General features: G+C 62.7%; 19 protein-coding genes. 13 read left to right on the top strand and 6 right to left on the bottom strand.

The window, feature by feature from the left end; genetic code table 11:
• Window positions 1-8: 8 nt before the first annotated feature.
• From hisC to C8C89_RS25065, 11 genes are all read left to right on the top strand, one after another.
• Window positions 9-1,115, top strand: coding sequence for a histidinol-phosphate transaminase (hisC, locus tag C8C89_RS25115; protein ID WP_133993797.1), 1,107 nt, complete (start codon window positions 9-11; stop codon window positions 1,113-1,115).
• Window positions 1,116-1,119: 4 nt separating this feature from the next.
• Complete coding sequence (locus C8C89_RS25110; RefSeq protein WP_133993795.1) at window positions 1,120-2,028, top strand: prephenate dehydrogenase/arogenate dehydrogenase family protein; 909 nt, start codon at window positions 1,120-1,122, stop codon at window positions 2,026-2,028.
• 18 nt (window positions 2,029-2,046) lie between these two features.
• On the top strand, window positions 2,047-3,402 hold the full coding sequence (gene aroA / locus C8C89_RS25105) for a 3-phosphoshikimate 1-carboxyvinyltransferase (protein ID WP_133993793.1): 1,356 nt from the start codon (window positions 2,047-2,049) through the stop codon (window positions 3,400-3,402).
• 16 nt (window positions 3,403-3,418) lie between these two features.
• Window positions 3,419-4,087: a (d)CMP kinase gene (cmk, locus tag C8C89_RS25100; protein WP_101484246.1), complete on the top strand. Its 669-nt coding sequence runs from the start codon at window positions 3,419-3,421 to the stop codon at window positions 4,085-4,087.
• Window positions 4,088-4,202: 115 nt separating this feature from the next.
• A complete protein-coding gene (rpsA, locus tag C8C89_RS25095) occupies window positions 4,203-5,915 on the top strand; it encodes a 30S ribosomal protein S1 (protein ID WP_071650172.1) in 1,713 nt (570 codons plus the stop codon).
• Window positions 5,916-5,932: 17 nt separating this feature from the next.
• Entirely contained in the window at window positions 5,933-6,238 is a 306-nt protein-coding gene (locus C8C89_RS25090; RefSeq protein WP_008446215.1) for an integration host factor subunit beta, read from the top strand.
• A gap of 235 nt (window positions 6,239-6,473) precedes the next feature.
• A complete protein-coding gene (locus tag C8C89_RS25085; protein WP_077400759.1) occupies window positions 6,474-6,776 on the top strand; it encodes a LapA family protein in 303 nt (100 codons plus the stop codon).
• A gap of 46 nt (window positions 6,777-6,822) precedes the next feature.
• Window positions 6,823-7,998 carry a lipopolysaccharide assembly protein LapB gene (gene lapB, locus C8C89_RS25080; RefSeq protein ID WP_101484247.1) on the top strand — a complete coding sequence of 392 codons (1,176 nt, stop codon included), beginning with the start codon at window positions 6,823-6,825 and terminating at the stop codon, window positions 7,996-7,998.
• Between the two features lie 82 nt (window positions 7,999-8,080).
• Window positions 8,081-9,448, top strand: coding sequence for a UDP-glucose/GDP-mannose dehydrogenase family protein (locus tag C8C89_RS25075; protein ID WP_133993791.1), 1,368 nt, complete (start codon window positions 8,081-8,083; stop codon window positions 9,446-9,448).
• Window positions 9,445-10,398, top strand: coding sequence for a D-glycero-beta-D-manno-heptose-7-phosphate kinase (rfaE1, locus tag C8C89_RS25070; RefSeq protein WP_101484249.1), 954 nt, complete (start codon window positions 9,445-9,447; stop codon window positions 10,396-10,398). Before C8C89_RS25075 ends, rfaE1 begins: the two co-directional genes overlap by 4 nt.
• A gap of 175 nt (window positions 10,399-10,573) precedes the next feature.
• Window positions 10,574-11,242 (top strand): helix-hairpin-helix domain-containing protein, encoded by a 669-nt coding sequence (locus C8C89_RS25065; protein WP_133993789.1) that lies wholly within the window; start codon window positions 10,574-10,576, stop codon window positions 11,240-11,242.
• 93 nt (window positions 11,243-11,335) lie between these two features.
• Here the strand turns inward: C8C89_RS25065 and C8C89_RS25060 are convergent, their stop codons facing one another.
• Window positions 11,336-12,901: a phospholipase D family protein gene (locus C8C89_RS25060; RefSeq protein WP_133993787.1), complete on the bottom strand. Its 1,566-nt coding sequence runs from the start codon at window positions 12,899-12,901 to the stop codon at window positions 11,336-11,338.
• Between the two features lie 209 nt (window positions 12,902-13,110).
• Here C8C89_RS25060 and C8C89_RS25055 point away from each other — a divergent pair, with 209 nt between their 5' ends.
• Window positions 13,111-14,466: a M28 family metallopeptidase gene (locus C8C89_RS25055; protein WP_133993785.1), complete on the top strand. Its 1,356-nt coding sequence runs from the start codon at window positions 13,111-13,113 to the stop codon at window positions 14,464-14,466.
• Here the strand turns inward: C8C89_RS25055 and C8C89_RS25050 are convergent, their stop codons facing one another.
• Entirely contained in the window at window positions 14,467-16,221 is a 1,755-nt protein-coding gene (locus C8C89_RS25050; protein ID WP_133993783.1) for a cyclic nucleotide-binding domain-containing thioredoxin-disulfide reductase, read from the bottom strand.
• A gap of 248 nt (window positions 16,222-16,469) precedes the next feature.
• Between C8C89_RS25050 and cysM the strand changes: the two genes are divergently transcribed.
• Window positions 16,470-17,372 (top strand): cysteine synthase CysM, encoded by a 903-nt coding sequence (gene cysM, locus C8C89_RS25045; protein ID WP_101484254.1) that lies wholly within the window; start codon window positions 16,470-16,472, stop codon window positions 17,370-17,372.
• Between the two features lie 247 nt (window positions 17,373-17,619).
• Here the strand turns inward: cysM and C8C89_RS25040 are convergent, their stop codons facing one another.
• The 4 genes from C8C89_RS25040 to C8C89_RS25025 form a co-directional block, all read right to left on the bottom strand.
• A complete protein-coding gene (locus tag C8C89_RS25040; protein WP_101484255.1) occupies window positions 17,620-17,952 on the bottom strand; it encodes a hypothetical protein in 333 nt (110 codons plus the stop codon).
• 438 nt (window positions 17,953-18,390) lie between these two features.
• Complete coding sequence (mltB, locus tag C8C89_RS25035; RefSeq protein ID WP_133993781.1) at window positions 18,391-19,536, bottom strand: lytic murein transglycosylase B; 1,146 nt, start codon at window positions 19,534-19,536, stop codon at window positions 18,391-18,393.
• An 8-nt stretch (window positions 19,537-19,544) separates the two neighbouring features.
• Window positions 19,545-21,566 (bottom strand): DUF3488 and transglutaminase-like domain-containing protein, encoded by a 2,022-nt coding sequence (locus C8C89_RS25030; protein ID WP_133993779.1) that lies wholly within the window; start codon window positions 21,564-21,566, stop codon window positions 19,545-19,547.
• Window positions 21,563-22,549 (bottom strand): DUF58 domain-containing protein, encoded by a 987-nt coding sequence (locus C8C89_RS25025; RefSeq protein ID WP_133993777.1) that lies wholly within the window; start codon window positions 22,547-22,549, stop codon window positions 21,563-21,565. Before C8C89_RS25025 ends, C8C89_RS25030 begins: the two co-directional genes overlap by 4 nt.

Below are 22,549 nucleotides of genomic sequence, written 5' to 3'. Positions count from 1 at the left end.
AGAACACCATGTCTAAAAATATCGGTCCAGAATACGTCCGCGCCATCGCCCCTTACCAGAGCGGCAAACCGATCGCGGAAGTCGCGCGTGAATTCGGCCTCGATGAGGCAGCCATCGTCAAGCTGGCATCGAATGAAAACCCGTACGGCATGCCGGAATCGGCCAAGCAGGCAATGATCGCCGCCATCGATGACCTGGGCCGCTACCCGGATGCCAACGGCTTTGACTTGAAAGCCGTGCTGTCGAAGCGCTATGACGTGCCGGCAGACTGGATCACTTTGGGCAACGGCAGCAACGACATCCTGGAAATCGCCGCGCACGCCTTCGTGCAGCATGGCCAATCCGTGGTGTACTCGCAGTATTCGTTCGCCGTGTACGCGCTGGCCACGCAAGGCCTGGGCGCGCGCCACATCGTCGTGCCGGCGCAAGCTTACGGCCATGACCTCGACGCCATGGCGGCGGCGATTGCCGACGATACGCGTTTGATCTTCATCGCCAACCCGAACAATCCGACCGGCACCTTCCTGACCGCAGCGCAGCTCGAAGCGTTCCTGCAGAAGGTGCCGCAGCACGTGGTGGTGGTGCTCGATGAGGCCTACAACGAATTCCTGTCGGCCGACGACCAGTACGAATCGACGGCCTGGGTGCGCCAATATCCGAACCTGGTTGTCTCGCGCACTTTGTCGAAGGCTTACGGCCTGGCCGGCCTGCGCATCGGCTTCGCCATTGCCCAGCCGGTGCTGACGGATTTGATGAACCGCATCCGCCAGCCGTTCAATGTCAATTCGCTGGCGCAGGCCGCCGCCATCGCTGCCCTGAACGACAAGGCATTCCTGGAGCAAAGCGCGCGCAACAATGCGGCCGGCTACCAGCAGTTTACGGAGGCGTTCACGCAGCTGGGCCTGGAATTCGTGCCGTCGCACGGCAATTTCGTGCTGGTGAAAGTGGGCGATGACGACGGCGCCGGCGTCAGAGTCAACCTGGCGCTGCTGAAACAGGGCGTGATCGTGCGCCCCGTGGGCAGCTACGGCTTGCCGCAATGGCTGCGTATTTCCATCGGCCTGCCGCAGGAAAACGCCATCTTCATCGCCGCGCTGACGAAAGCGCTGGCCTGACGATATGACGACGCCTGCATTGAACAAGGTAGTAATCTTTGGCGTAGGCCTGATCGGCGGCTCGTTCGCGCGCGCCATGAAGCATGCGGGCGCGGTGACCAAGGTGGTCGGCATGGGCCGCTCGCCGGCATCGATGGCGCGCGCCCTGGAGCTTGGCATCATCGACGAGATCGGCGGCGACATGGCGCAAGCCATTGCCGGCGCCGACCTGGTGCTGCTGGCCGCGCCCGTGGCGCAGACGGGCGCCATTCTGGCGTCCATCGCGCCGCATTTACAACCGGGCACCATCGTCACCGATGCGGGCAGCACGAAAAGCGACGTAGTGGTGGCCGCGCGCGCAGCGCTCGGTGGCAAGGTGGCGCAATTCGTGCCCGGCCACCCGATCGCGGGACGCGAGACGAACGGGCCTGACGCGGCCATCATCGATCTGTATCAAGGCAAGAAAGTGGTGCTCACGCCTCTGGCAGAAAATAGCGCCGCCGATGTGGAACGGGTGGCGGCCGCGTGGCGTGCCTGCGGCGCCATCCTGCGCAACTTGAGCCCCGAAGAACATGACAAGGTGTTTGCCGCCGTCAGCCATCTGCCGCATTTGCTGGCCTTTGCGCTGGTCGACGACATCGCCAAAAAGTCCCACGCGGGCCTGCTGTTTCAATACGCGGCCAGCGGCTTTCGCGACTTTACGCGCATCGCCGGCTCATCGCCGGAAATGTGGCGCGACATCAGCCTGGCCAACCAGCCGGCGCTGCTGCAGGAACTGGATGCCTACCTGGCGCAGTTGACCACCTTGCGCGCACACCTGGCGGCCAACGACGGCGCCGCCATCGAGGGCGTGTATGCGAACGCCCAGCACGCGCGGCAGCAATGGATCGAGGCGATTGAAACGGCGGAAATTCCTGCCGTGCCCGCACAATAAATACTCAAGGATTCCAGCATGACCCAGACCAAGCACTATCCCCACCATATCGATCTGAAACCGGTGATGCACGCCGAAGGCACGGTGCGTTTGCCCGGCTCGAAAAGCATTTCCAACCGCGTGCTGCTGCTGGCCGCGCTGGCCAAGGGCACGACGAAAATCATCGACTTGCTCGCCTCCGACGACACCTTCGTCATGCTCACGGCACTGACTTCGCTGGGCGTCAAATGGACGCAGGATGACATGACGGGCGACCCGGCCACGGCCCACCAGGTGCACCACGTGGAAGGCTGCGGCGGCGTCTTCCCTCATCACGAGGCCGACCTGTTCATGGGGAACGCCGGCACGGCGATCCGCCCGCTGACGGCGGCGCTGGCCGTCATCGGCGGCGACTATACCCTGCACGGCGTGTCGCGCATGCACGAGCGCCCCATCGGCGACCTGGTCGACGCGCTGAACGCCGTCGGCACGCAGATTGAATACACGGGCGAGCAGGGTTTCCCACCGCTGCGCATCCGCCGTGGCCACATCCACGCCCAGCGCATCGCCGTGCGCGGCAATGTGTCGAGCCAGTTCCTGACGGCCCTCCTGATGGTGGCGCCGCTGATGGCGCGCGACCATGCGGTGACCATCGCCGTAACGGGCGAGTTGATCTCGAAGCCGTATATCGAGATTACGCTGAACCTGATGCGCCGTTTCGGCGTGACGGTCGAGCACGACGGCTGGCAGTCGTTCACCGTGCAGCCGGGCCAGCAATATCAAAGCCCGGGCACCATTCATGTCGAAGGCGACGCTTCGTCGGCCTCGTATTTCCTGGCGGCCGGCGCCATCGGCGGCGGTCCCGTGCGCGTGGAAGGCGTGGGACGCGACAGCATCCAGGGCGACGTGCGCTTCGTCGAAGCCTTGCAGCAGATGGGCGCTACCATCACCATGGGCGAGAACTGGATCGAAGCCCGCTCGAACGGCGTCCTGAAAGCCGTCGACATGGATTTCAACCACATTCCCGACGCGGCCATGACGATCGCCGTGGCCGCCCTGTACGCAGATGGTACTTCGACCTTGCGCAATATCGCCAGCTGGAGGGTGAAGGAAACGGACCGCCTGGCCGCCATGGCAACAGAGTTGCGCAAGCTGGGCGCGGAAGTGGAAGAGGGTGCTGACTACCTGCGCGTGACGCCGCCGGCACAGATTCTTGCCGCCACCATCGACACGTATGACGACCACCGCATGGCCATGTGCTTCTCGCTCGCCTCGCTGGACGGCGCCGCGCGCCGTGGCAATGAAATGCGTATTAATGACCCGAAATGCGTGGCCAAGACCTTCCCCGAGTATTTCGCCGCATTCGCGGGGATTGCCAAAGATACCTTGATTTAATTAATTTTTTAACACTATGTCAACCTCCAACATTCCAGTCATCGCCATCGACGGACCCACCGCTTCTGGCAAGGGCACGGTGGCGCACCGCGTGGCCGACAAGCTGGGCTTTCATTACCTGGATTCGGGCGCGCTGTACCGCCTGACGGCCCTGACGGCGCTGCGCCGCGGCACGGACTTGCGCGACGAGCATGCGCTGGCCAAGCTGGCCGAGCACTTGCCCTGCCATTTTGCAGGCGGCGAAATCCTGCTGGCGCAGGAAAACGTTACCGAGCAGATCCGTGCCGAAGAAGTGGGCAACACGGCGTCGAAAATTGCAGTTTTGCCAACCGTTCGGCATGCGCTGGTGGGCTTGCAGCTGGGTTTTCGCAAGACGCCGGGCCTGGTGGCCGACGGGCGCGACATGGGCACGGTGATCTTTCCGCATGCCCCATTGAAGGTATTCCTCACGGCCAGCGTCGAGGCGCGCGCGCAACGGCGCTACAAGCAATTGATAGACAAGGGTTTTTCTGCTAATATGGAAGACCTTCTGATGGATTTGCAGGCGCGGGACGAACGTGATACTCACCGTGCGATTGCGCCGCTGGTCCCCGCGGAAGGGGCGCATGTCCTCGATACGTCGGAAATGACGGCAGATGTTGCCGTTGAAACCGTGTTGAAATGGTATGCCGCCGTAACAAAATAGCGTCTTTTTGCTATGTGGTGCCCGTGACGGCCCCTGGCCAGTCCGGGTGTGTCAAAAACCTAACCCAGTTTAAGTCGCATGGTGCGATCTCTGCTGGTTAACTTGTGTGAACCCTATGTCTACTGTTACAACTAACGAATCTACCGGTATGGAAAGTTTTGCTGCGCTCTTCGAGGAATCGTTGTCGCGTCAAGATATGCGCTCCGGCGAAGTTATTTCCGCTGAAGTCGTGCGCCTCGACCACAATTTCGTGATCGTGAACGCTGGCCTCAAATCCGAAGCATTCATCCCTGTCGAAGAATTCAAGAACGACCACGGCGAACTGGAAGTCAAAGTTGGTGACTTCGTTTCCGTGGCGATCGAATCGCTGGAAAATGGTTTCGGCGATACCATCCTGTCGCGCGATAAAGCCAAGCGTCTGGCTTCGTGGCTGGCTCTGGAAAAAGCGATGGAATCGGGCGAAATCGTCGTCGGTACCGTCAATGGTAAAGTCAAAGGCGGTCTGACCGTGTTGACCAACGGCATCCGCGCATTCCTGCCGGGCTCGCTGGTTGATACCCGTCCTGTCAAAGACACCACCCCATTCGAAGGCAAAACCCTCGAATTCAAGGTCATCAAACTGGACCGCAAGCGTAACAACGTGGTTCTGTCCCGCCGCGCCGTCATCGAAGCTTCGATGGGCGAAGAGCGTCAGAAACTGATGGAAACGCTGAAAGAAGGCACGGTCGTGACCGGCGTCGTCAAAAATATCACCGACTACGGCGCGTTCGTGGATCTGGGCGGTATCGATGGCTTGCTGCACATCACCGACCTGGCATGGCGCCGTGTACGTCACCCGTCGGAAGTACTGACGGTTGGCCAGGAAATCACCGCCAAAGTCCTGAAATACGATCAAGAGAAAAACCGTGTTTCGCTGGGCGTGAAACAACTGGGCGACGATCCTTGGACCGGTCTGTCCCGTCGTTACCCACAAAGCACCCGTCTGTTCGGTAAAGTAACGAACCTGACCGACTACGGCGCATTCGTGGAAGTGGAACAGGGTATCGAAGGTCTGGTACACGTTTCCGAAATGGACTGGACGAACAAAAACGTTGCTCCTAACAAAGTTGTCCAACTGGGCGACGAAGTAGAAGTGATGGTTCTGGAAATCGACGAAGAGCGTCGTCGTATCTCGCTGGGTATGAAACAGTGCAAAGCCAACCCTTGGGATGACTTTGGCGTTACCCACAAGAAGGGCGATAAAGTCCGCGGCGCGATCAAATCGATCACCGACTTCGGCGTGTTCATCGGCCTGGCCGGCAACATCGACGGTCTGGTGCACCTGTCCGACCTGTCCTGGACCGAAACCGGCGAAGAAGCCGTGCGTCGCTTCAAGAAAGGTGACGAACTGGAAGCCATCGTTCTGGCCATCGACGTTGAGCGCGAGCGCGTTTCCCTGGGCGTCAAGCAACTGGAAGGTGACCCATTCAACAACTTCGCAGCCATGAACGACAAAGGCTCGCTGGTAACCGGTACCGTTAAATCGGTTGAGCCTAAAGGCGCCGTGATCCAACTGTCCGAAGAAGTTGAAGGCTACCTGCGCGCTTCCGAAATCTCGCGCGACCGCGTTGAAGATGCTGGTACGCACCTGAAAGTCGGCGATACCGTCGAAGCAATGGTGTTGAACATCGACCGCAAAGCCCGTGGTATCCAACTGTCGATCAAAGCGAAAGACAATGTTGAAACCCAGGAAGCCATGCAGAAGATGGCAGCTACCGACAACAACGCAGCTTCGGGCACCACCAGCCTGGGCGCCTTGTTGAAAGCTAAGTTCGATAACAAGAACTAAGACTGCGGATACGGCAGATGACAAAGTCCGAGCTGATCAACCGCCTCGCTGAGCGTTATTCTCAGCTGGTGGCGAAAGATGCGGAGTATGCCGTCAAGACCATTCTCGATGCGATGACCAACGCCCTGGCGACCGGTCAGCGTATCGAGATCCGCGGTTTTGGCAGTTTTGCCCTGAACAGCAGGCCCCCGCGCATCGGTCGCAACCCGAAATCCGGCGACAAGGTGATGGTTCCTGAAAAACGGGTACCCCACTTCAAACCGGGCAAACAGTTGCGCGAGCGGGTGGACGCGATGGTCGGGCAACCGATTATCGAGGATTAATCGTCTGCTGGAAGGCGACATAAAGAGCGGCGTCCTTGGATGCCGCTTTTTTTTGTTAATATGCTGAGAATACCTGACATAAGCTACTGCGCGTCGCGCTTTGCGGCCTGCGATGCTCACCGTACTCAAGTACGGTTGCGCTTCTTGGCCACAAATCACTGACGCTCGCTACGCTTCTGCCAGGCATTCCAAGGTTGTGCCATACGGGCATTTTTTGTACTTTCTGGACGTATCGATGAAAATCATCTCCACCATCGTTGGCTGTGTTCTTTTCGTCCTGTTCTTCAGTTTTGCGCTGAAGAATGCGCAGGTTGTCGACCTGCATGTTTTCCTCAATTATGAAATTCGCGGCCCCCTGGTCCTGATGCTGCTGGGCTTTTTTGTCGCCGGCGCCAGCCTGGGCGTCCTGGCCCTGACGCCGACCGTGTTTCGTCACCGCCGCGAAGCAAGCAAGCAAAAAACCACCATTGCCGCGCTGCAAACCGTTGGCGTGGCCAGCAATGTCCAACCGCAACCGGACAGCGTGAGCGCGCAGTAAGCGGCGCCATCGCTCCTATCTCTCTTACTCGAATAAAAACAATCGCATGGATTTTGAACTCTGGTGGCTCTTGGGTATCCCGGTGTTTTTCGCGTTGGGCTGGATTGCCGCGCGTGTTGACATTCATCAACTGGTGTCCGAATCGCGCAGCCTGCCGCGCAATTACTTCAAGGGCTTGAATTTTCTGCTTAACGAACAGCATGACAAGGCCATCGATGCCTTCATCGAAGTCGTCAAGCTGGACCCGGAATCGGCCGATATGCACTTTGCACTGGGCAACCTGTTCCGCCGCCGCGGCGAGACGGAGCGCGCCATCCGCGTGCACCAGAACCTGCTGGCGCGCCCGGACTTGCCGGTGGAACAGCAAGGCCATGCCGCCTACGAGCTGGGCATGGATTACCTGAAGGCGGGCTTGCTGGACCGCGCCGAAGAAACCTTCAATAGCCTGATCGACACGCAATATGCGGCCCAGGCGCGCCGCGCGCTGCTGGAAATCTACCAGCGCGAAAAGGAATGGCCGCGCGCCATCGAAGCGGCCGTGGGCTTGCAGGAAGCGGGCGCCGGCGCGCGCCAGAAGGAAATCGCCCAGTTTTATTGCGAACTGGCGCATGACGCGCTGGTGCACATGAAGCCGGACGACGCCATGCCGTTGCTGGAAAAAGCCCTGCTGACAGACCGCAAGAGCGTGCGCGCCACCATCCTGACGGGCGACGTGCTGCTGGCGCGTGGCGACGTGGAAGGCGCGCTGACCACCTGGCGCCGCGTGGAGCAGCAAAGTGTGCCGCACGTGGCCCTGGTGGCGCAGCGCCTGATGGATGGCTACACCAAGGTGGGGCGTGCGCAGGAAGGCGTCAATCTGCTGCGCTCCTACCTGGAAGAGGCGTCGTCGATCGACCTGATCGAAGTCGTCTTCAAGGCTGTCATCGAACTCGACGGCGTGGAAGCGGCGAAGCAGCTGGTCAGCGCCGAGCTGCGCCGCACGCCGACCTTGCTGGGCCTGGACAAATTGCTCGAGGCGCGCATGATGGATGCGCCGGCCGCCATCTGGTCCGAGCTGTCGATGGTGAAGAACCTCGTGCATGGCTACACGCAGAAGCTGGCCCGCTACCAGTGCAGCCACTGCGGCTTCAAGGCACGCCAGTTCTACTGGCATTGCCCGGGCTGCAACAAGTGGGAAACCTACCCGCCACGCCGCACGGAAGAATTGAATGTCATGAACTGATCAATCGTACACGCCACCTTGCCCCGCGCAACGTGGCGTGTACTCGTATGTAACACCTATATTTCAGAAATACGGCACAACCATGAAAATCACCATTATCGGCACGGGCTATGTGGGCCTCGTGACGGGCGCCTGCCTGGCGGAGCTGGGCAACGATGTTTTTTGCCTCGACCTGGACGCACAGAAGGTAGCCTTGCTCAACAGCGGCGGCATCCCCATCCATGAACCGGGGCTGGAAGAAGTCGTGGCGCGCAACCGTGCCGCCGGCCGCATGACCTTTTCCACCGACGTCGAGGCCGCCGCCGCGCACGGCGTGATGCAATTCATCGCCGTCGGCACGCCGCCCGATGAAGACGGCTCGGCCGACCTGCAATACGTGCTGGCGGCCGCGCGCGGCATCGGCAAGTACATGAAGGACTTCAAGGTCATCGTCGACAAGTCCACCGTGCCCGTTGGTACGGCCGAAAAAGTGCGTGCCGCCATCCAGGGCGAACTGGACGCGCGTGGCGTTGCCGCCACGTTCTCGGTGGCGTCGAACCCGGAATTCCTCAAGGAAGGCGCGGCTGTCGAAGACTTCATGCGACCGGACCGCATCGTCATCGGCGTCGATGCCACACCGGATGGCGAGCGCGCGCGCGAATTGCTGAAAATCCTGTACGCGCCGTTCAACCGCAACCACGAGCGCACGTACTGGATGGATGTGCGCTCGGCCGAATTCACGAAGTATGCGGCGAACGCCATGCTGGCTACGCGTATTTCCTTCATGAATGAACTGGCGAACCTGGCCGACAAGGTGGGTGTCGATATCGAGGCCGTGCGCCACGGCATCGGTTCCGACCCGCGCATCGGCCACAGCTTCCTGTACGCGGGCTGCGGCTATGGCGGTTCCTGCTTCCCGAAAGACGTGCAGGCGCTCGAGCGCACGGCACGCGGTTACGGGCAGGAGTTGCTGATCCTGCGTGCCGTCGAAGCCGTCAACGACCAGCAGAAGCAGGTGCTGGGGCGCAAAGTGGTCACTCGCTTCGGCGAAGATCTGACGGGCCGGCATTTCGCCGTGTGGGGACTGGCCTTCAAGCCGAATACAGACGACATGCGCGAAGCGTCGGCTCGCGTCCTGCTGGCCGACTTGCTCGGTCGCGGCGCCACGGTGGCCGTGTACGACCCCGTCGCGATGGCCGAGGCACGCCGCGTGCTGCAACTGGACTTGACGCCGGAGCAACTGGCAAGGGTGCGCTTTGCCGACAGTTCGAAGGATGCGCTGCAGGACGCCGATGCGCTGGTCATCGTGACCGAATGGAAAGCCTTCCGCAGTCCCGATTTCGAGCAGGTCAAGGCGCGCCTGAAGCAGGCCGTGATCTTTGACGGACGCAACCTGTTCGAGCCGGCCGTCATGGCCGAGAATGGCATCGAATACCACGGGATCGGTCGCTCGATCCTGACACGCGCATGAGCGCCCACGAGGTGGCAGCCTTGACGGCGCCGGCCGCGCTGGCCCAGGTGCGCCTGCTGGTGGTGGGCGATGTGATGCTGGATCGTTACTGGTTCGGCGACGTCAGCCGTATTTCACCGGAAGCACCGGTGCCCATCGTGCGCATCGAGAAGCGCGAGGAGCGCCTAGGCGGCGCTGCCAACGTGGCACGCAACGCCGCCGCGCTGGGAGCGAAGACGAGCCTGCTGGGCGTGGTCGGAGACGACGAGGCCGGCAGCCAGGTCGAGCGCCTGCTTGAGGGGGGCGGCATCCACAGCTATCTGCAGCGCGACGCGGCCATTTCCACCATCATCAAGCTGCGCGTGATCGGCCGCCAGCAGCAGATGCTGCGTATCGACTTCGAGGATGCACCCAGCGATACGGTGCTGCGCGACAAGCTCAAGCAATTCAATGCGCTGCTGCCGCACTACGACGTGGTGATCCTGTCGGACTATGCCAAAGGCAGCCTGGTGAATGTGGCCGAGATGATCAAGGCTGCCAGGGCCGCCGGCAAGATCGTCATGGTCGACCCGAAAGGTGATGATTTCAGCCGTTATGCAGGAGCGTCAGTACTCACTCCGAACAAGTCCGAATTGCGCCGCGTGATCGGTAACTGGAATACGGAAGAGCAATTGACGGAGCGCGCGCAGCAGGTGCGCGCGCAACTGGGCCTGGAAGCCTTGCTGCTGACCCGCTCGGAAGAGGGCATGAGCCTGTACACGGCCGATGAGGTGTTGCACATGCCTACCGATGCGCGCGAAGTATTCGACGTCTCGGGCGCGGGTGATACGGTGATCGCCACCATGGCGGCCATGCTGGGCGCCGGCATGGGCCTGGGAGACGCTGTGCGTACGGCCAACCGGGCCGGCGGCATCGTCGTCGGCAAGCTGGGCACGGCCACCGTCACCCGCGAAGAGCTGTTCCCGCAGTAATCGCCGCTGTATTCCACATCTTGCCTGCGCCGGCCGTTTGATCTGGCGCAGGTTGTCCCCTTCTTCCGCTGTCCCGTCTTGTCAACCGTATCACGCCCCAGCCGTTAAAGCCGTTAAGGCGCTGTTCCTCCCTTGCGTTCGAGTCATCTTGAAACCACACCACGGAGAGATACCCATGTTCAAAAAAATACTGCTGGCCATCGTCACCCTGATCGCGACGATGGGCTTTGCCTTTGCCCAGGTCGATGTCAACAAGGCGGACCAGGCGGCACTCGACAGCGTCAAGGGCATCGGCCCCGTCACGTCGAAAGCCATCGTCGATGAACGCGCCAAGGGCGGCGCCTTCAAGGATTGGGCTGATTTCGAAAGTCGCGTGAAGGGCATCGGCCCGAAAAGTGCCGTGAAACTGTCGGAAGCGGGCTTGCAGGTGAATGGCCAGGCCAAGTCCGGCGCGCCAGCGGCCCCGGTGGCGAAAGCTGCCCCGGCAAAAAAGGAAGCTGCTGTGAAGGAAGTTGCAGCGAAAGAAGCCGCACCGAAGCCAGCTGCTGCGACCGACACCGCTGCGGCGCCAGCCAAGACAGCCGCTGAAACGAAGAAAGAAGCTGCTGCCGCGAAGAAAGAAGCCAAGGCCGCCGCTGCAGCTGCCAAGAAAGAAGCCGCCGCCGCCAAGGCTGCCGCTCCTGCCGCCGCAGCCGATGGCGCCGCGCCGGTGAAGAGCGCTGCGGAAGCGAAGAAGGAAGCTGCCGCGGCCAAGAAAGAAGCGAAGGCTGCCGCCGCTGCCGCGAAGAAAGAGGCGAAGCTGGCTGCCGCTGATGCGAAGAAGGCTGAAGCCGAGAAAAAGTAAGCGTGTTGCTGTAAAGCGTGTTGCGTGGTGGTGCCGCGCAGCACGAGAAGAAAACCCCGCGTGGTACCGGCCGCGCGGGGTTTTTTTATGCGCCTACAACTGTGACTCGATCGGCAGCCAGCGCATCACGGACACCAGCATGCGGCGCCAGAAGCCCGCTTCGGGATCGTGCGTCCACACCTTGGCGGGCTCTTCGGTGGCGTCGGACCAGCGCAGGGCGCCGTTGTCGAGGAATACACGATAGCTGGTATCGCTAGCCGTCGAGTGCAGGAACAGCGTGCGCATGTCGGCCGCCAGCGCGGCATCGTCGAACAGCACGCCCATCTCCGTGTTCAGCTGGGCCGAGCGGGGATCGAGGTTGAAGGAGCCGACGAAGCCCCGCTGGCCATCCACCACCACGGTCTTGGTATGCAGGCTGGCGCGGCTCGAACCCATCAGGCTGATGCGCTTGCGGTGCAGGGTCTTCAATTCAAACAGGTCCACGCCCCCGCCCAGCAGTGCTTCGCGGTAGCGCGCATAGCCCGCGTGCACGAGGGCAACGTCGGTGGCGGCCAGCGAGTTGGTCAGCACCTGGACCTTGACGCCGGCGGCCACCTTCTCGGCCAGGGTCTGCGTCAGCGCCTGGCCGGGCACGAAGTAGGGCGAAGTCAGCAGCGCTTCTTCACGCGCCTGCGTCAACAGGGGCAGCAAGCTGTGCATGAGCCAGTGCTCGCTGCGCTGCAAACTGGCCACGGGCGCAGCTTTTTCCGGCGGATCCGACAATACTTGTACCTGCGCGCTCCAGTGCAGGCGCAGGCGGCCATCCAGGTGTGCCTGCAACTGGCCCGCATCGGTCAGTTGCCGCAGGTAGGGCGAGGCGCCCAGTTCGCCCGTCAATGCATCGAGGCGGGCGCGCACAGCCTGCAGTTCCGCAGCGCCCGCGTTTTTGCCGGCATGCAAGGCGCCGATGGGGATGACGGCGCGGCTGTTCCAGAAGCGGTCAAAGATGTCGCTCGTCTGCTGCACGGCGGGCCCCACCAGCAGCAAGTCGGCATCCTGGAAATTGACTTGCTCGGCGGCATCGAAGTATTCATCGCCGATATTGCGCCCGCCGACGAGGGCGACCCTGCCGTCGACGATCCAGGCCTTGTTGTGCATGCGCCGGTTCAGGCTGACGGCGCGCAAGGCCATTTCCACGGCGCGCAGCCAGATGCCATCGCGGTTGCGGCCCGGATTGAAGATGCGCACGTCGATCAGCGGATGGCTGTCGAGCGCGAGGATGGCGGCGTCCTGGCCTCGCGCGTTGATATCGTCGAGCAACACGCGCACGCGCACGCCGCGGTCTGCCGCGCGCAGCAGTTCGCGCACCAGCAGGCGTCCCGTGACGTCGTTGTGCCAGATGTAGTACTGCAGGTCGATGCTGCGGCCCGCCTCGCGCGCGCTCAGGGCGCGCAGGGCGAACGCTTCGAGATTGTCGTCGATCAGGGCCGTGCCGCTTTGGTCCGGGCGTTGCGCCAGCTGCGGCGCCAGCACGCGGTCGAGCAGGGTGGCGTCTGCAGCGACGGGCAAGGCTGCTCCCGGTGCGCCCAGCGACCGTTCGGCGAAGCGCCCATAGCTGTACAGGGCGGCGATGCTGAGCAGGGCAAACAGCGTGGCCAGCAGCAGCAGTTTGACGAACATGCGGCGCACCGTCAGCGGACCGCGCGCTTGGTACGGCGTGCGGTGTAGAGGGGTGACTGGCGCATGCGGGTGTCTTTCTTGAGCGGGACGGGTAGTGGCCGATTGTAGCAGTTTCTGCAATGCACGATTTTCATCCTGGAACATCCTTGCCTGCCGTCAAAAATGCGAGAATGATCAATCATCAATGTTAATGATCAGGAGACTTCGGCATGGTTGGGATGTTGACGGGGGTGACGGCAGCCATGCTGTCGGCGGGCGTGGCGGCAGCGCCGGGTGCCGAAGCGGTGCAGCCGCAGATCGAGCGCGTCGTGGCGCAGATATCGCCGCAGCGCATTGAGGCGCACGTGCGCAAGCTGGTCAGTTTCCAGACGCGTCACACCATGTCCGATACCGTGTCCGACACGCGCGGCATCGGCGCGGCCAGGCGCTGGATCAAGACTGAGCTGGAGCGCTGCGGCGCGCAGGCGGGCGGACGACTGCAGGTGGCGTTCGACAGCCATGTGGCGCCCGCGTCGAAGCGCATAGCTAGGCCGACGGAAATCGTCAACGTGGTCGCGACCCTGCCGGGCAAGCAGCCGCAATCGGCCGGGCGCATCTATGTCGTCAGCGGCCACTACGACTCGCGCGCCACCGACGTGATGGATGCGCAGGGCGACGCGCCCGGCGCCAACGACGACGCATCGGGTACGGCGGCCGTGATCGAGATGGCGTGCGTGATGGCGCGCTACCAGTTCGATGCCACGCTCGTCTTCATGGCGGTGGCGGCCGAGGAACAGGGTTTATTGGGTTCCGGCCATTGGGCGCAGCAGGCGAAGTTGAACAAGCTCAACATCGCTGGCATGCTCAATAACGACATCATCGGCAGTTCGCGCGCCGACGACGGCACGGTCGATGGCGGCCAGGTGCGCCTGTTTGCCGAGGGCATCCCTGCAGTGAAAGAAATGAGCGATGGCGTGCGCGCCCTGGTGGCGACGGGTGGAGAAAATGATTCCATCTCGCGCCAGCTGGCGCGCCACGTGAAGCAGGTGGGCGAGCGCTACGTACCGGGCTTTACGGTCAACGTCATCCAGCGCGCCGACCGCTACCTGCGTGGCGGCGATCATATGCCTTTCCTCGCGCAAGGCTACGCCGCGCTGCGCTTCACGGAACCGCACGAGGATTTCTCCCACCAGCATCAGGATGTGCGCGTGGAGCATGGCGTGCAGTATGGCGATTTGCCGCAATTCGTCGACTACGATTATGTGGCGAAAGTGGCAAGGGTTAATGCGGCGGCGCTTGCTTCTCTGGCCTTGGCGCCCGCCGCGCCCGCCGGCGTGCAGGTGCGCACGGGCCAGCTGGAGAACGCCACTTCGCTGCAATGGCAGCCGAACACGGAGCCGGACCTGGCCGGCTACCGCATTGTCTGGCGCGCCACCACGGCAGACCAGTGGCAGGGGGCACAGGACGTGGGTAATGTCACCGAGGCCAAGGTCAAGCTGTCTAAAGATAACTATTTCTTTGGCGTCCAGGCCATCGATCGCGACGGCAATGTCAGCGTGGCAAGCTACCCCATGCCGTTGCGCTAATCAGGAACCGACTGGCAGGCGCGCAAGAAAGCCGTGAATCTGCGAAACAACCGCCGCCCCTTCGCCCACGGCGGCGGCCACGCGCTTGGTCGAGCCGGCGCGCACGTCACCGATGGCGAACACGCCCGGCACGCTCGTTTCCAGCGCGGCACGGTCCGGCAAGTCGGGCGGGTAGATTGCATGGCCGTGGGCGCGGCATTCGGCGCGCGTGACGTCGAAGCCCGTGCGGATGAAACCCTGCTCATCGACGGCCACGGCGCAGTCGTGCAGCCAGTCCGTGTTCGGATCGGCGCCGACGAAGAGAAACACGCGGCGCACGGCGCAATCGCACTCTTCGCCCGTTTGATTGTTGCGCCAGCGGGCGCCCGTCAAGCCATCGTCGTCGCCTTCGAGGGCGATGATTTCCGTGTGCGTGTGCAGGGTAATGTTGGGCGTGGCGGCGATGCGCTCGATCAGGTAGCTCGACATGCTGGCAGCGAGGCCCTCGCCGCGGATCACCATGTGCACCCTGGCCGCGTGGGCAGCGAGGAATACGGCCGCCTGGCCGGCCGAATTGCCGCCGCCCACCAGGATGATCTCTTCCTGCTTGCACAGCTTGGCTTCGATGGGCGAGGCCCAGTAGTACACGCCCCGTCCTTCATACGTTTTCAGGTTGGCCAGCGATGGCCTGCGGTAGCGCGCGCCGCAGGACAGCACCACCGTGCGGGCGCGCACCTGGGTGCCGTCGCACAGATTGACGCGCAGGGGCCAGCTGTCGCACAGCAAGTTGGCGGCGCTGGCCGGGGTAGCGATTTCGACGCCGAATTTTTGCGCCTGCACATAGGCGCGCCCCGCCAGCGCGCGGCCGGAAATGCCGGTGGGAAAACCCAGGTAATTTTCGATGCGCGCGCTGGCGCCCGCCTGGCCGCCATAGGCGCGCTGCTCCAGCGCCAGCACCGATAGCCCTTCCGAGGCCGCATACACGGCCGTGGCCAGACCGGCTGGCCCGGCGCCCACCACCAGCACGTCGAAGACCTTGTCACCGGACAAATCGGGCAGCATGCCCAGGCAGCGTCCCAGTTCCGCATTGCCGGGATTCTTCATGACCTTGCCGTCGGGACACACCACCAGCGGCCATTCCTGCTGCGTTGGCTGGTAGCGCTCCGCCAGCGCGGCTGCCGCCGCATCGCTGGCCGGGTCGAGCACCGTGTGCGGGTGGCCATTGCTCGACAGGAAACTTTGCAGGTGGAACAGATTGCCATTGCCGCGTGGCCCCACCAGCACGGGGCCGCCTGAATTGACTTCGATCAAGGCCACGCGGCGCAGGATCAGGGCGCGCACGATGCGCTCGCCCATTTCCGCTTCTGCCACGATCAGCGCGCGCAGGGATTCCGAGCTGATCACGAGCACATCCACTTCGCCCACGGCATGGCCGTTGACGAGGGCGGGGCGGCCCGACAGCTGCGCCACTTCCGCGATGAAGTGGCCGGGGCCGACTTCTCGCATCAGCGAGGTGCGGCCCAGTCCCTCGTGGCGCGTGACGGCGACGTGGCCCGCCAGGATGACCAGCATGCCGAAGCTGCTGCTGCCCGCCTCGAACAGGGTGGCGCCGTCCGCATAGTGGCAGACCGCGCCATAGCGCTGCAAGCGGCGCAGTTCCGCTTCGGTGAAAACGGGGGAAATCTGGTGCATGCGGCCCTGGATATCGAGGCTGCTGGCCTGGACGGGATCGTCCTGCGTGGTTTCGGGGATGAATTCGGGTGCGCTGCTGCTCATGACTGATCCATTGATTGAATAAGCAAATTACTAAAATAACTAACCGTCACGAGTCTAGCGCATGCGCGCGCGGCTCGCTGGCGCAACGCACGCGGCAGCCCTGGCATGGCGCAAAGTCAGGCGCCATGCGGCCTGGCGCGCAGGCGGGCGCAGCGTGGGCTGCCTGGCGGGGCGGCGGTTTTTAGCCATACGCCGTCCAGCATCTCATATTAGAATGGGTCTTTGTTGAATTTACTCAAACAGACACGATGGCTTACAAGACACTTGAAGATACGATAGGCAATACCCCGCTGGTGCAACTGACGCGCTTGCCGGGCGCCGATGCGATTGCGCGCAACAACGTTATCCTCGGCAAGCTGGAAGGTAACAACCCGGCTGGCTCCGTGAAGGACCGCGCCGCCATGTCCATGCTCAAGCGCGCTGAAGAGCGCGGTGTCATCAAGCCAGGCGATACCCTGATCGAGGCCACCAGCGGCAATACTGGCATCGCGCTGGCCATGGCCGCCGCCTTGCGCGGCTACAAGATGCTGCTCCTGATGCCAGACAACCTCAGTGTGGAACGCCGTCAGAGCATGGCCGCTTACGGCGCCGACATCTTGTTGACGCCGAAAACGGGCGGCATGGAATATGCGCGCGACCTGGCCGAGCAGATGCAGAAGGATGGCCGCGGCGTGATTCTCGACCAGTTCGCCAACGAAGACAATTCGCGCGCCCACTATGAAAGCACGGGGCCGGAAATCTGGCGCGATACCAATGGCCAAGTCACCCATTTCGTCAGCGCCATGGGCACGACGGGCACCATCATGGGCGTGTCGCGCTATTTGAAGGAACAGAATCCCGCCATCCAGATCATCGGCGCTCAGCCAGAGGATGGATCGCAGATTCCCGGCATCCGCAAATGGCCGGAAGCGTACTTGCCGAAAATTTACGACAAGTCGCGCGTGGACCAAGTGGAATACGTGAGCCAGGGAGTGGCTGAGCGCATGGCGCGCAGCCTGGCGGCGGAAGAGGGCTTGTTCTGCGGCATCTCCGCGGCCGGCGCCTGCGAAATTGCACTGCGCATCTCGCAAACGGTGGAAAACGCGACCATCGTGTTCGTCGTCTGCGATCGCGGCGACCGTTACTTGTCGACGGGTGTATTCCCTGCCTGATGCAGGACGCCCAAGCAAACCTCGCGCGGCGCGCTTTGCGGCCGGCGATGCTCACCGGCTCGGCACCCCCGTGCAGAGCACGGTTGCGCTTCTTAGCCACAAATCATTACCGCTCGCTACGGTTTTGTTGGGCGTCGATACAGCGTTAGGGATACGGTTGGAAATTATATCGGCCAGAACGGCCTGAGAAGTGCTGGAAATACCCCCTCCCCATGGCGGGGAGGGAAAACCTGCGAAACTGGCAGGATCAGCCTTGTGGCATTTCGCCTTCTTTTGGCTTGAATTGCTTGTCGCTGATGCGGAATTTGTTACGACGGTCACCCATCAGGTAACGCAGGTCGCGAATGCTCAGGTCGCTCACTTCGTGCATGCGGATCAGCAGCGAAGCGCCGACGGGCAGGCGGTGGTGACGGATTTTGCTGATGACCGGTGGCGCGACTTCCAGCGCGCGGGACAGAGCTGCGTCATTTTTCAGGCGCAGGTTTTCGATCAGGGTATCGAGCAATCTGTTTGGGTTGTACTGGAGCAGATCGTCGGAGTCCGAATCGCTGTTCATATCAATGCCGACTTGGTTTGTCATGATGTTAATGTTCCTTCTGTAGTTGCACTGCAAAGTAAAAAACACTCGGAGCTCGCTCTTGCTGCGTTCATGTTCATTCTTTACCAAAAGGAACGAATTCACACACGGTACGATCCGGGATACAGTTTTTCATGATATATACACAATTGTACAGCAGGATTCAATTTCAGACCGGAAAGCCTGATAATCTTGCTTTGCGCAAAATAAGTGTTGTCTTGTTGCAACAGCTATTTATTCTTTATTATGCTCTATCATAGAACAAAAATTGTACTTTGACAAAAGTTAAGTGTAGAACCATTTCTGTATTCCGTGCCGCACAAAGGCTGGCGAGCGAGGCTGGCACATGTTATCGCTCCCACCATAGACCTGTTTGCTGGTCGCTTCAACATCGCTTACGCTTTCTTACAAGTAATATTATAACTTTACACTGACTTTCGGTTAGCGTGCGCGCACTTGGCTGATGGCCTTGCCCAAGTCGATGACAGACATGGCATAAAAATAACTTCTGTTGTACTGAGTTATAGCAAAAAAGTTATTGCTTGCCAAGTGATACTCAGTTGCTTCTGAACCATTTTGCAGATCGATCAAGCCGAACAGCATGTTCTGGGGCGGGGATGAGACGGTACTCACGCCGGCTTCCTGCAATTCTGCCAGCCGGTACTTGGCTTGCAAGCCCTGACCGATGAACTTTTCCCAGGCGTGGCTGGATGAGACGGTGACGCGATACGTGCTGATGGCCGGATCATCGCGCCGCCAGCCGTGTTCGACGAGGAAATGCGCCACGCTGCCGATGGCGTCGGCGGTGGAATTGCGCAGGTCGATGTGATCATCGCCATCGAAGTCCACCGCGTATTTCATGATGCTGCTGGGCATGAACTGGGGCAGGCCGATGGCGCCCGCATACGAGCCGAGCAGGGTCAAGGGATCGATGCCATCCTTGCGTGCGTACAGCAGCGCGTTTTCCAGTTCCCCCTTGAAGAATTCCATGCGCGCGGCGCGCGTCGGGCTTTCCGGATAGGAAAACGCCAGGGTCGTCAGCGCATCGAGCACGCGGAAACGGCCCGTGTTGCGGCCGTACACGGTTTCCACGCCGATGATGCCGACGATGATTTCGGCCGGTACGCCATATTCGCGTTCGGCGCGCGCCAGCGCTTCGGCATTCTCTTCCCAGAATTTCACGCCCGCATTGATGCGCACCGGCTCGATGAAGCGGGCGCTGTAGGCTTGCCAGTTCTTCGGCTTGCCAGGCGGGGCCGGCTTCATCAACTGCACGGTTGACTCGACATAGCGCACCTTGCCGATCAGGGTATCGAGTTCGGCGCGGTCAAAACCGTGCTTGGCGGACATTTCATCGAGGAAGGCGCGTACTTCTTTCCAGTTGGCATAGTCGACAAACTCACCTTCGAAGTCGAATTTCGCCGGTGCTTTTTTTGCCGTCGCCTTGGCGGGCGGCGCCTTGGCCGCACGCACGGCACGGGCGCGGTCGGCTGCGGAAATATTGCTGTTTTCGCCCGCGTGCGCGGTCGCCAGGCACAGGGGAAGGGAGAGGAGCAGGGACAGGGCGGAGGTTTTGATCGGTAACAAGGAGCGTCTCATCGGCATTGGGTTAACAGGCGGCGCAAGCTGTGCCGCGCGCGGGATTGTTCGTATGGGTTGGCATTACCATACTTCATCGCGGCATAGATTGCCAGAAACTGTGCGATGGCGGCATGCGTTTCGGGCGTGGCTTTGCCTGCGGCCAGGCGGGCAGCATAACCGTGCGGCCCTTCATGCGGCGCACGGCTGTAGCCGCGCCGCGCCTGCTGGCGGCAAAACTGTGCGTACAGGGCCTCGAGGGGATCGCCTTGCCGCGCTTGCCACCACCAGACCAGTACGCCGGCCACGGCGGACAGCAAGGCCAGCACGGCGCAAGCGAATGCCAGGGTCCTAGCCGGCAAATTTTTCACACTATCGAGCATGGCGCGCTGGCGTTGCGGCGTGGTGTCGAGCACCCAGCTGCTCCAGGCGTGCTCGGCTTGCTGCCATTGCTGGCGCCACGCGGCAATCGTCCCGTGCGCGCCGCCATCGAGGCCGGCCAGGGCGCGCCAGGCCGTCAGCGGCGACGGGGCCGCCGGCAGGGCGGCGTCCAGGTTGCGCTCCGTGCGCAGGGGCGCAACGGCGCTGGTGGGATCGACGCGCACCCAGCCCCGGCCCGCCAGCCACACTTCGCTCCAGGCATGGGCATCGGACTGGCGCACGCTCAAGCTGTTGTCTGCAGCGTTGCGCAGGCCGCCCTGGTAGCCCGTGACGACGCGCGCTGGGATGCCCATGGCGCGCATCAGCACGACAAAGCTGCTCGCGTAATGCTCGCAAAAGCCCGCCTGCGTGCTAAACAGGAAGTCATCGACGCCTTGCTTGCCCAGCAGCGGTGGCTGCAGGGTGTAGCGGAATGGCGCGCGGCGGAAATACTCAAGCACGGCGGCGATGGCGTCGGCGGGGGCCAGCGCGCGCGCGCCGCTGCCGCGCAAGGCGCGGGCCCAGGCCACGCTGCGCGGGTTGCTGCCAGCGGGCAAGGCCAGCCATGGCTGCTGCTGGGTCAAAGACAAGCCCGCCTGCAGCCGGTAGCGGGACTGGGAACTGGCGCGGTAGCGCACGGTCGAAGCAATGGGCTGTATGGTCAGCACTTCCAGCGCGGACGACACGACATACGGATTGCCAGGCAGGCGTTCGATGCTGCGCGGCAGGTCCAGCGCGAAAATGCGCCGCTGGCCGCTCGCTTGCAAGGTCACTTCGTATTGGCTGGGCTGGCCTTCGAGGGTGATGTCGATGCGGCTGTCGCTGGCAGGCGCATGCCGGCCGGCGCCCCGGCGCGTCCAGGTGGCGCCATCGTAGTCACCCAGCACCACGCCGCGCCAGTACAGCTGGTCTTGCGGCGGAATCGTCGTGGAAAAGCGGGCCGTGAAGACGGGTTCGCCCGACAGAGCCAGCGAAGCGATCGCGCCCGGCTGCATGCTGTCGGACAAGCCCGTGCGCGCCTGCGCCCCTTCTGTTGCTGCGCCCCACAGGGGGCCGTCGACGCGCGGCACGGCAAGAAACATCACGGCCGCCAGGGGAATGGCCAGCGCCAGCATTCGCCCGAGCAAGCCCAGCCTTTGCGCCAATCGGGGCTGCAGCGTGCCGTACTGGGCCGAGAGCAGGGCGGCCAGCAGCACGATGACGGTCGCGAGCATCCAGGCGGCGCTGAGGATGCCTTGCGCATGGAAAAAATTGGCCAATAGCAAAAAGAAACAGAGGAAGACGAAGACAAAAATGTCGCGCCGGCCATGCATTTCCAGCGACTTCAAGGCCAGCATCAGGGCCAGCATGGCCACGCCCGCATCGCGTCCCAGCACGCTGCCATAGCTGGCGTACACGCCGGCGATGCCCAGCAGGGCCAGCGGCGCCAGCACGCTTAGCTGCGGCTGGCGCTCGCCCCGCACGGTAATGATGGCGCGCCACAGCAGCGGTGCCGCTGTCGCTACCGACAACCACGGGGGCAGGTGCAGCGCATGCGGTGCCAGCACCATGGCGGCGGCCAGCAACAGCAGCAGGATGTCGGCCTTGTCGCGCGGCAAGCTGCTTAGCCAGCGCATCATGGCGTTTCCTGTCGCTGAGGCAAGCCATGCAGGGCCAGCGCGCGCAGGCAGGCGTCGCGCTGATTGGCGCCCAGGGCCGGTGCCAGAGTCAGCGCACCCAGGCGCAAGCCATACGGCAGGCCCATGCGTTCCGCCTGCAGCACCCAGGCTGCCAGGCGTGACAGGCGCGCTTCCGGCGCCAGCGCGTGCAGGGCCGCGTGGTCGAGCATAAGGTTGCCATGCGTGCCGTGCGCTACGCCCGTTGGCGCGTCGGCACCAGGCTGGAAGTGCTTGCTGAACAAATGCTCGCCATCATGGCGGGCGATCTGGCGCCAGGCCAGGCGCTGCAAGGGGTCGCCGGCTTGGTAGGCGCGCACGCCCGCCAGTTCCACGACTCCGCCGCGCGTGCCAGGCTGCCGGGCCTGCCGTACCGTGCCGGCCAGCAAGGGCAGCGGTGGCGCATTCTGTTCTGGCTGTGGGTACACGAGCACGCGTGCGTCGGGCCGCCAATGGCACCAGGCGACAAACAGGCCCAGTGGAAAACTGCCGGACAGGAGGATGGATGGCGCATCGAACCAGCCCCGTTGCGGTGCCGGCATGCCGATGCTGACGGCCGTCTCCCCGTGGGCGGCGATATCGGCCAGGCTCGGTGCTCGCGGCGAACCGATGATGGCCAGGCGGATCGCATGGCGCGGGCGGGTGCTGCGGTTGATCAGGTGCAAGGTAAAAAAAGCGTGGCTGCCGGCAAACACGGGCTCGCCCGGCGTGGCCGCCAGCGACAGTCCCGCCAGGTTACGGCTGGTAAACAGCATGTCGGCGATAGCGCAGGCGGCCGCGAAATACGTCAGCGCATAGCCCAGGCCCAGGCGGTAATTGACGGCGGCGATCCACAGTGCCAGCAGCAGGGCGGCAAACGCCAGACCCGCGCGCGAGGGGCGGATGTGCACGCGCTGCGCGCCCAGCCAGGGGCGCGTGGGAAGCCATGAAATATTGCCCCAACGCAT

Source organism: Janthinobacterium sp. 75, assembly GCF_004365495.1.
Classification (GTDB): domain Bacteria; phylum Pseudomonadota; class Gammaproteobacteria; order Burkholderiales; family Burkholderiaceae_D; genus Janthinobacterium.
The sequence above is the reverse complement of the archived record's forward strand: the minus strand, read 5'-3'. Positions and strand labels throughout refer to the sequence as shown.